Origin of the sequence: Devosia sp. Leaf420 (assembly GCF_001425445.1) — a bacterium.
Taxonomy (GTDB): Bacteria; Pseudomonadota; Alphaproteobacteria; order Rhizobiales; family Devosiaceae; genus Devosia.
The window spans coordinates 580,508-589,187 of the sequence record NZ_LMQU01000009.1 but is presented as its reverse complement, the minus strand read 5'-3'; the positions used below and the strand labels follow the sequence as shown (position 1 = coordinate 589,187).

6 protein-coding genes and 1 pseudogene are annotated in these 8,680 nt (G+C 61.2%); 6 read left to right on the top strand and 1 reads right to left on the bottom strand.

Annotated elements, in window-relative coordinates:
- The 4 genes and pseudogenes from ASG47_RS07390 to cobA form a co-directional block, all read left to right on the top strand.
- A partial coding sequence (locus ASG47_RS07390; RefSeq protein ID WP_156464020.1) for a transposase occupies positions 1–538 on the top strand: 538 nt, incomplete at its 5' end.
- 501 nt (positions 539–1,039) lie between these two features.
- Positions 1,040–3,529, top strand: coding sequence for a nitrite reductase large subunit NirB (gene nirB / locus ASG47_RS07385; protein WP_061908059.1), 2,490 nt, complete (start codon positions 1,040–1,042; stop codon positions 3,527–3,529).
- A 5-nt stretch (positions 3,530–3,534) separates the two neighbouring features.
- Positions 3,535–3,870, top strand: coding sequence for a nitrite reductase small subunit NirD (gene nirD / locus ASG47_RS07380; protein ID WP_156352160.1), 336 nt, complete (start codon positions 3,535–3,537; stop codon positions 3,868–3,870).
- A gap of 81 nt (positions 3,871–3,951) precedes the next feature.
- Positions 3,952–4,722, top strand: a pseudogene (gene cobA, locus ASG47_RS07375) (uroporphyrinogen-III C-methyltransferase); the annotation flags it as partial.
- 3 nt (positions 4,723–4,725) lie between these two features.
- On the opposite strand, the gene ASG47_RS07370 reads toward cobA, so the two are convergent.
- The gene (locus ASG47_RS07370; RefSeq protein WP_061908057.1) at positions 4,726–5,718 is read right to left on the bottom strand and encodes an oxidoreductase; all 993 of its coding nucleotides are present in this window, start codon (positions 5,716–5,718) and stop codon (positions 4,726–4,728) included.
- A 207-nt stretch (positions 5,719–5,925) separates the two neighbouring features.
- Here ASG47_RS07370 and ASG47_RS07365 point away from each other — a divergent pair, with 207 nt between their 5' ends.
- On the top strand, positions 5,926–6,855 hold the full coding sequence (locus ASG47_RS07365; protein ID WP_061908056.1) for an ArsR/SmtB family transcription factor: 930 nt from the start codon (positions 5,926–5,928) through the stop codon (positions 6,853–6,855).
- 278 nt (positions 6,856–7,133) lie between these two features.
- Complete coding sequence (locus tag ASG47_RS07360; RefSeq protein ID WP_061908055.1) at positions 7,134–8,645, top strand: alpha-N-arabinofuranosidase; 1,512 nt, start codon at positions 7,134–7,136, stop codon at positions 8,643–8,645.
- The last annotated feature ends 35 nt before the right edge of the window (positions 8,646–8,680 follow it).

Genomic DNA, 8,680 nt, shown 5'->3' with positions numbered 1-8,680 from the left:
CCATATCGAGCTGCTCACCAGCCGCATCGCTGTCTTCGACAGCCGGATCGCCGCGCTGATCGCGGCCACCGACGAGCTAGCACAGGCCCAGCGCCTCCTGCGGTCCATCCCTGGCATCGGCTTGGTCACCGCCACCACGCTGCTGGCCTTCCTGCCGGAGGCTGGCCATCGCTCGCCCAAGACCATCGCTGCGCTGGCAGGTCTGGCCCCATTCAACAATGACAGCGGCCTGTTCCGCGGCAAGCGCAGCATCCGTGGCGGCAAGACCATCGCTGCGCTGGCAGGTCTGGCCCCATTCAACAATGACAGCGGCCTGTTCCGCGGCAAGCGCAGCATCCGTGGCGGACGTCCTCGTGTGCGGGTTGCTCTCTACATGGCGGCCCTCACCGCGTGCCGCAGCACTGGCCTGCTTGGTCAGTTCTTCCGAACCCTCACCGCCGCCGGCAAACCCAAAAAGCTCGCCCTCATCGCTATTGCGCGAAAAATCCTTGTCATCGCCAATGCCGTTCTGAGAGACCAAACGCCCTTCAAAACCTGAACCAACAACACAGTTGCTCGGGTCAAGCCCGNTATTGCGCGAAAAATCCTTGTCATCGCCAATGCCGTTCTGAGAGACCAAACGCCCTTCAAAACCTGAACCAACAACACAGTTGCTCGGGTCAAGCCCGGGGGAAGGACAGTTGGTGGGGTGATAACGGCGCCTTCGGTGGGCGTCTGAAATTTCATCACGCCAATCTCATGCACACAAAATGATCAAGCTGGCGATGACGTGAGCGACTTAGGCCTTATCGGCCGGCACGGCGACCTCCAATCGAACACGCTTAAAGCATTGTGATCACTTGACGATCCGCCTTGCCCTTTGATTGGCATGGTTCGTGCAATGCCTTGGGCAAGAGCTCCTCCCAAGACGCTCTCGATGATCGATGTCCAATGCTGGGCGTCAAAGGCAAGGCTGCCAACAGGTGCGAACCGGATTTTCCGGCGACGCATCAGTTGGCGGCCTTTTTGTTTTTCGCTGGAACACACGGAGCCCCACCCGATGGACCTATTGGCTGAATTTTCAGCGCCCGCGCAGGCGACCCGCACCGAGAAGCTGGTGGTGATCGGGGCCGGCATGGCCTCGGGCCGGGCGCTGGAGCATATTTTTGAAGAAACACCTGGCCGGTTTGAGGTAACGCTGTTCGGCTCGGAGCCGCGCGGCAATTATAACCGGCTAATGCTCTCGCCGGTTTTGGGCGGCGAAAAAGAATATGAGCAGATCATCACCCACGACACCGCCTGGTATGAGCGGCATGGGGTCAAGACCCGATTTGGCGAAACGATCACGGGAATTGATCGCCAGCGCAAGGTCGTCATCAGCAAAGCGGGCGAGACGCCTTATGACAGGCTGATCATCGCGACGGGCTCGGCGCCATTCATCATCCCGCTCCCCGGCAAGGACCTACCGGGCGTGATGGTGTTTCGCGATCTAGATGACGTCAATGCCATGGTGGAAGCGGCACAGCGGCCCAACCCGAAGGCAGTCGTCATTGGAGGCGGCTTGCTTGGGCTCGAAGCGGCGGCTGCGCTGCGGTTGCGCGGCATGGAAGTGGTGGTGCTGCACATTATGGGCCATGTGATGGACCGGCAGCTCGATCCCGCAGCAGGGTATCTGTTGCAGCGGGATCTCGAAAAGCGCGGCATCAAGGTGCATTGCACGGCACAGACCAAGGCGATCCTTGGCGAGAACTGCGTAGAGGCTGTGGCGCTCGACGATGGCACGACCTATGGCGCCGATATCGTGGTGATGGCGGCCGGCATTCGGCCCGAAACGCGCCTTGCCGTCGATGCTGGCCTCCATGTCGAGCGCGGCATTGTCGTCAACGACCAGATGGTGACCTCGGACCCCGACATTCTGGCGCTTGGGGAATGCGTCGAGCATGAGCGGGTGGTCTATGGGCTCGTGGCGCCGCTTTATGACCAGGCTAAGGTTTTGGCCAAGACGCTGGCCAAGCAGGACGCCGCTTTCCGCCCCGTGCAGACGGCGACGCAACTGAAGGTGACGGGTGTTTCCGTTTATTCGGCCGGCGACTTTGCCGATGCCGAGGACCGGGAAGAGATCGTGCTGCGCGACGCGGCATCGGGCATCTATAAGCGCGTGGTGCTCAAGGATAACAAGATCCTTGGCGCGGTGCTTTATGGCGAGACCGGCGATGGGCCGTGGTTCTACGACATGCTGCGCAAGGGCACGGACACGACCGAGCTGCGCGATACGCTGATCTTCGGACAGGCCTATCAGGGTGGCGCGGCCCTCGACCCGATGGCGGCCGTGGCGGCGCTGCCGGACGATGCTGAAATCTGCGGCTGCAATGGCGTTTGCAAGGGCAAGATCACTGGCGCGATCACGGGGATGGGCCTGACCGATCTCGATAGGGTGCGCGCCCATACCAAGGCTTCCGCCTCCTGCGGATCGTGCACGCATCTCGTTGAAAAGCTGATGGCGATCACGCTGGGGGATGCCTACAACCCCGCTGCCGTGAAGCCGCTGTGTCCCTGCACCGACTATGATCATGGCGCAGTGCGCCGGCTGATCGTTGCCAAGGGGCTCAAATCCATTCCCGAGGTGATGCAGGAACTCGAATGGAAGACCTCCTGCGGCTGCGCCAAGTGCCGACCGGCGCTCAACTACTATCTCGTCGCCGAATGGCCGGGCGAATATGAGGATGACGGGCAGAGCCGGTTCATCAACGAGCGCGTGCACGCCAATATCCAGAAGGACGGGACCTATTCGGTCGTGCCGCGCATGTGGGGCGGGATGACCAACCCAAAGGAACTGCGCGCCATTGCCGATGTGGCCGACAAGTTCAACATCCCGGCCGTCAAGGTGACGGGTGGGCAGCGCATCGATCTGCTGGGCGTCAAGAAGGAAGACCTGCCCGGAGTCTGGGCCGATCTCAATGCGGCCGGGATGATGTCGGGCGCGGCTTATGCGAAGGGACTGCGGACGGTGAAGACCTGTGTCGGATCGGACTGGTGCCGGTTTGGGACGCAGGATTCGACCGGCTTCGGCATTCGGCTCGAAAAGTATCTCTGGGGCGCGTGGACGCCGGCGAAGCTGAAACTCGCGGTGTCGGGGTGTCCGCGCAATTGCGCCGAGGCGACCTGCAAGGATATCGGCGTGATCTGCATCGATAGTGGATATGACATCCATTTTGCCGGCGCCGCCGGGCTCGATATCAAGGGCACGGAACTGCTCGGCCACGCCGACAGCGAGGACGAGGCGCTCGAAATCATCGCGGCACTGACCCAGCTCTATCGCGAGCAGGGCTATTATCTCGAACGCATCTACAAATGGGCCAAGCGCGTCGGGATCGACACGATCAAGGCAGCGGTCATCGAAGATGGCGCCAAGCGCAAGCAGCTCTTTGATCGCTTTGCCTATTCCCAGCAATTTGCCCAGGTCGACCCTTGGGAAGAGCGCGTCAACGGCAAGGACGCCCACGAATTCGCCGCCATGGCCGAATTCGGATTTCCAGTGGCAGCGGAGTAATGGCCATGACCGAATGGATTGAACTCGGACCCGTTGCTGCCGTGCCGCGCCGGGGCGCACGCTGCGTGACGACGCCGGGCGGCAAGATCGCGGTGTTTCGGACGGCAGAGGACCAGATTTACGCGATCGAAAATCGCTGCCCGCACAAGGGCGGGCCGTTGGCCGAGGGCATTGTGCATGGGCGGCACGTGACCTGCCCTCTGCACAACTGGGTTTTCGATCTCTCGACCGGCGAGGCGCAGGGCGCCGACGAGGGGCGGGTCCGGACGTTTCCCGTGCGAGTCGAGAACGGGCTGATTTCAATTGCGCCCGACGTGCTCATGCAAATCGCTGCCGAGTGATCGGCAGCGGGCGCCCGGATGTCTCCCCCCGGGCGCCTCCCTCATTCATTTTCCAAAGGTGTCATGATGTCGAGTTTGCCAGGGACTGCTGCGGGCCGCGTGACGCTGGTTGGTGCGGGGCCCGGGGATGCGGAGCTGCTTACGCTGAAGGCTGTGAAGGCGCTGCAATCGGCCGATGTCATCCTCTTCGATGATCTTGTTTCCGACGAGGTGCTGGAGCTGGCACGGCGGGAGGCCAAGCGCATGCTGGTGGGCAAGCGCGCGGGACGCGATAGCTGCCGGCAGGAAGATATCAACGTCATGATGCTGACGCTGGCCAAGCAGGGCAAGCATGTGGTGCGGCTCAAATCGGGCGACCCGATGATCTTTGGCCGCGCGGGCGAGGAGATCGCGAGCCTCGAGGCCGAGGGCATTCCGGTGTCGGTGGTGCCGGGGATTACGGCGGGGCTGGCACTGGCGAGCCGGCTCGGCGTGTCGCTGACACATCGGGACCACGCGCAATCGGTGCGGTTCGTGACGGGGCATTCGCGCAAGGGCGATCTGCCGGAGGGGCTCGATTGGCAGGGCCTCGCGGATAGTCGGACGACGACGGTGTTTTATATGGCGCGGCGGATGCTGCCGAAAATCGTCGAGAAGCTCGGGGCTTTTGGGATGAGCGCGGCAACGCCGACGACGGTGGCCATCAATCTCGGGCGCGGCGACGAGGCGATCTGGCGCGGGCCGCTGGCGGAACTGGTGGCGGCGGCGGAGACGATGGATATCGATGCGCCGACGTTGGTGGCTGTGGGCGACGCGTTGGGGGTTGGCATGATGGTGGCGGCGGCCGAAGACGAGTGGCGCCGGGCTGGGTGACGGCTAGCGATCGGGGCGGACGAGGACGCGGCCGCGGATCTGGCCATTGAGAATGCGGGTTGCGGCGGCGGGGAGGTCTTCGAGGCCGACCTCTTGGACCATGGCGGCGTAGGCTGACACGTCGAACAGTTCGGCGATGCGGGACCAGGCGGCGATGCGGCGCTCATAGGGCTGCATGACGCTGTCGATGCCGAGAAGGTTCACGCCGCGGAGGAGGAAGGGCAGCACATTGGTGCTGAGGGCGACGCCGGCGGTGTTGCCCAGTGCGGCGACGGAGCCGCCATATTTGACCTGCTTGAGTACTTTGCCGAGGATATTGCCGCCGACACAATCGACGACGCCGGCCCAGCGGGCGGGTTCGAGCGGCTTGTCGGGTTCGGCAAGGAAATCATCGCGGCCGAGCAAGAACTTGGCGCCGAGGGCGGTGAGGCTGTCGCTGTTTTCTGGGCGGCCGGTGAGCGCGGTGACGGAATAGCCGAGCCGGGCGAGGAGCGCGATGGCGATGGTGCCGACGCCGCCGGAGGCGCCAGTGACGAGGACATCGCCTTGCGCGGGGGCGAGGCCTTCGGACTCCAGGCGATCAATGGCGAGCATAGCGGTGAGGCCGGCGGTGCCGACGATCATTGTATCGCGGGTGGTGAGGCCTTTGGGCAGCGGAACGAGCCAATCGCCATTGACGCGGGCACGGGTGGAATAGCCGCCCCAATGGGCTTCGCCGACGCGCCAACCGGTTAAAACTACAGCATCGCCAGGGGCATAGCGCGGGTCAGAGCTTTCGCTGACGGTGCCCGAGAAGTCGATGCCGGCGATATGGGGGAAGGTGCGAACGAGACCGCCCTGCCCTGTCAGACAAAGGCCATCCTTATAGTTGAGGCCGGCCCATTCGATGTCGACGGTGACATTGCCTTCGGGGAGCGCGGCGTCTTCCAAGGTTTCGACGGAATTGGTGACGGTGCCGTTTTCATCCCTTTGCGAAACCAGAGCGCGGAAGCTCATGCTGTTTTTCCTCCCAAGAACTGGGTGAAAGGTAGAGTCTTGAGCGGGAAAGTCAAAAGCGGACAGGGGTAATTTGATTCAGGGAATGTGATTTGCTTGGGAACACAGGAAAATCCGGGCTTTTGTGACGAATTTGTTGCGGGCCGCTTGATTGGTTCAGACTTTTGGATAGACATTTGCTCTCTATCATCCGAAAGACGTTGTCCCATGAGCCGCAATTTTCTGGTCGTCGATCCCGAGGAGGATATCGAGGTCTTGAAGGGTCTCGCGTCTCCGATACGGGTACGGATTTTGAAATTGCTCCATGTCGAAGGGCCGCTGAATGGCAATGACATTGCCGAGCGCCTGACACTGCCGCAATCGACTGTTTCGACCAATCTGCAGATCCTTGAAAATGCCGGACTGATCCGGACCGAGACGCAGAAGGCGCGCAAGGGCAACCAGAAGATTTGCCACTCGACGTTCGACGAAGTGCTGGTGATGTTCAAGGAAGACATCTCGCCGCTGCGCTCGAACGCGGTCGAGGTGGCGATGCCGCTGGGGCTCTATACGAGCTTTGAGGTTTCGGCGCCGTGTGGGCTTTGCTCGACCGAAGGGATCATCGGTCTCCTCGATGTGCCGGACACGTTTCTCGACCCCGAGCGCATGAAGGCGGGGCTGATCTGGTTCACGCAGGGCTTTCTCGAATACCAGTTTCCCAACAATGCAAAGCTCGCGCAGAACACGATCGAAGTCCTTGAATTCGCGCTGGAATTAAGCTCGGAAGTGCCGGGAACGTCGGCGGATTGGCCGAGCGATATTACGCTTTCGGTCAACGGGACCGAGATCGGTACCTGGACGTCGCCGGGGGATTTTGGCGACAAGCGCGGCGTTTACACGCCGGACTGGTGGAAGCTCAAGGGTAGCCAATATGGCAAGCTCAAGAGCTGGCGGGTGACCAATGAAGGGACCTATGTCGACGGGGTGAAGATTTCGCCGGTGTCTCTGGTGGATCTAGATTTGGCGAACCATCACTCGATCCGCTTGCGCATTGCGGTGAAGCCCGATGCCAAGCATCCGGGCGGCATCAATGTGTTTGGTCGTGGTTTTGGGAACTATGACCAGGATATTATTATGCGGTTGCAGACGGCTCGATAGGCTGGGCGCCGATGCCTGATGGCGCCAGGTAGTGGCCGGGCTCATGATGAGAAGCTTTGCGCTTAAGATCTACCGTGGCTCAAGCGCTGCGGGAGATGGGCCCCGGCCTTCGCCGGGGTGACATACGGTGGTTGGGAATAGCCGCGACAAACTGCTCGGCAGCACGCTGCCCAAAAATCATACAAAAGTGCGCGGGACCGCTTGCGCAGAGGCGTTTAACTCCTGTACAACCGATTAACTGATCCAAATCAGAAAAACGGATTGAATGGGAGGACGGGGTGAAGGCTTCTGTCGTTGCGAATAAGGACTACACGATCTCTAAAATTGACGATCGTGTCTATGGGGCATTTTTGGAGCACCTCGGCCGCGCAATCTATGAAGGCATTTATGAGCCTGACCATCCGACGGCCGACAAGGACGGGATGCGTGGCGACGTCGCCAAGCTCGTAAAGGACCTCAATGTACCCGTGGTGCGCTATCCCGGGGGTAACTTCGTTTCCGCCTATAATTGGGAAGACGGCATCGGCCCGCGTGAGGAGCGCCCGACCCGCCTGGACCTTGCCTGGCACACGTCGGAAAGCAATGCCGTGGGCGTCCACGAATTTGCCGACTGGTGCGCGACTGTCGGCACCGAAATGATGCTGGCCGTGAACCTTGGTTCGCGCGGCGTCGATGAGGCCCGCAATTTCCTTGAATATGTGAACCATCCCGGCGGCACCTACTGGTCGGACCTCCGCATCAAGAACGGCCGCAAGGACCCGTGGAACGTCAAGATGTGGTGCCTTGGCAACGAGATGGACGGCCCCTGGCAGGTCGGCCACAAGGATGCCGACGAATATGGCAAGCTCGCTGCCAACACCGCCCGCGCCATGCGCATGTTCGACAAGGACCTCGAACTGATCGTCTGCGGTTCCTCGCATATGGACATGCCGAGCTTCCCCGACTGGGAACGCATCGTGCTCGAGCATACCTATGACCATGTGGACCACATCTCGCTCCATATGTACTTCGCCAATCGCGATGACAACACGCCTAACTATCTGGGCCTGAGCGAAAAGCTCGACCGCTATATCGAGACCGTCGCTTCGACGATCAAGCAGGTCAAGGCCAAGAAGAAGAGCAAGAAGGACATCTACATCTCCTTCGACGAATGGAACGTCTGGTACCATTCGAACAAGAAGGATCGCGAGATCCTCGACGGCAACAGCGGCTGGCCGCACGCGCCGGGCTTGCTCGAAGACATCTACAATTTCGAAGACGTCCTGATGGTCGGCCTGATCCTCAACACCTTCATCCGCCGCTCGGATGTGGTGAAGATCGCCTGTATCGCCCAGCTCGTGAACGTGATCGCGCCGATCATGACCGAAAAGGGTGGCCCAGCCTGGGCCCAGACCATCTACTACCCCTACTACTTCGCTTCCGTCTTCGGCCGCGGCACCGCGCTGCAACTGCTGACGACCTCGCCGGGCTACGAAACGACCCACGCCAAGGACACGGCATTTGTCGACGTTTCCGGCGTGCACAATGAAGAAGAAGGCACGCTGAGCTTCTTCCTCGTCAATCGCCACACGACGGACAGCATCGAAACCGAAGTGAGCCTGCAGGGCTTTGCGGGTGGTTCGGTGATCGACCATCAGGTGATGACGCATCCGGATCTGAAGGCCGTCAACACGGCCGGCAAGCAGGATGAAGTGAAGCCAAAGAAGGGCGAAGGCGCCAAGATTGCCGATGGCAAGCTGACAGTGACCCTGCCGCCTTATTCGTACCAGATGGTGCGGGTGAAGATTTAAGGTCGGGCCCCTTAAAGGCCCCCTCACCCGGCGCG

What these genes read in the sequence shown, in the direction of transcription:
- nirD (WP_156352160.1), top strand. Translation starts at nt 3,535, where the DNA reads ATGACCGAATGGATTGAACTCGGACCCGTTGCTGCCGTGCCGCGCCGG.
- nirB (WP_061908059.1), top strand. Translation starts at nt 1,040, where the DNA reads ATGGACCTATTGGCTGAATTTTCAGCGCCCGCGCAGGCGACCCGCACC.
- ASG47_RS07370 (WP_061908057.1), bottom strand. Translation starts at nt 5,718, where the DNA reads ATGAGCTTCCGCGCTCTGGTTTCGCAAAGGGATGAAAACGGCACCGTC.
- ASG47_RS07365 (WP_061908056.1), top strand. Translation starts at nt 5,926, where the DNA reads ATGAGCCGCAATTTTCTGGTCGTCGATCCCGAGGAGGATATCGAGGTC.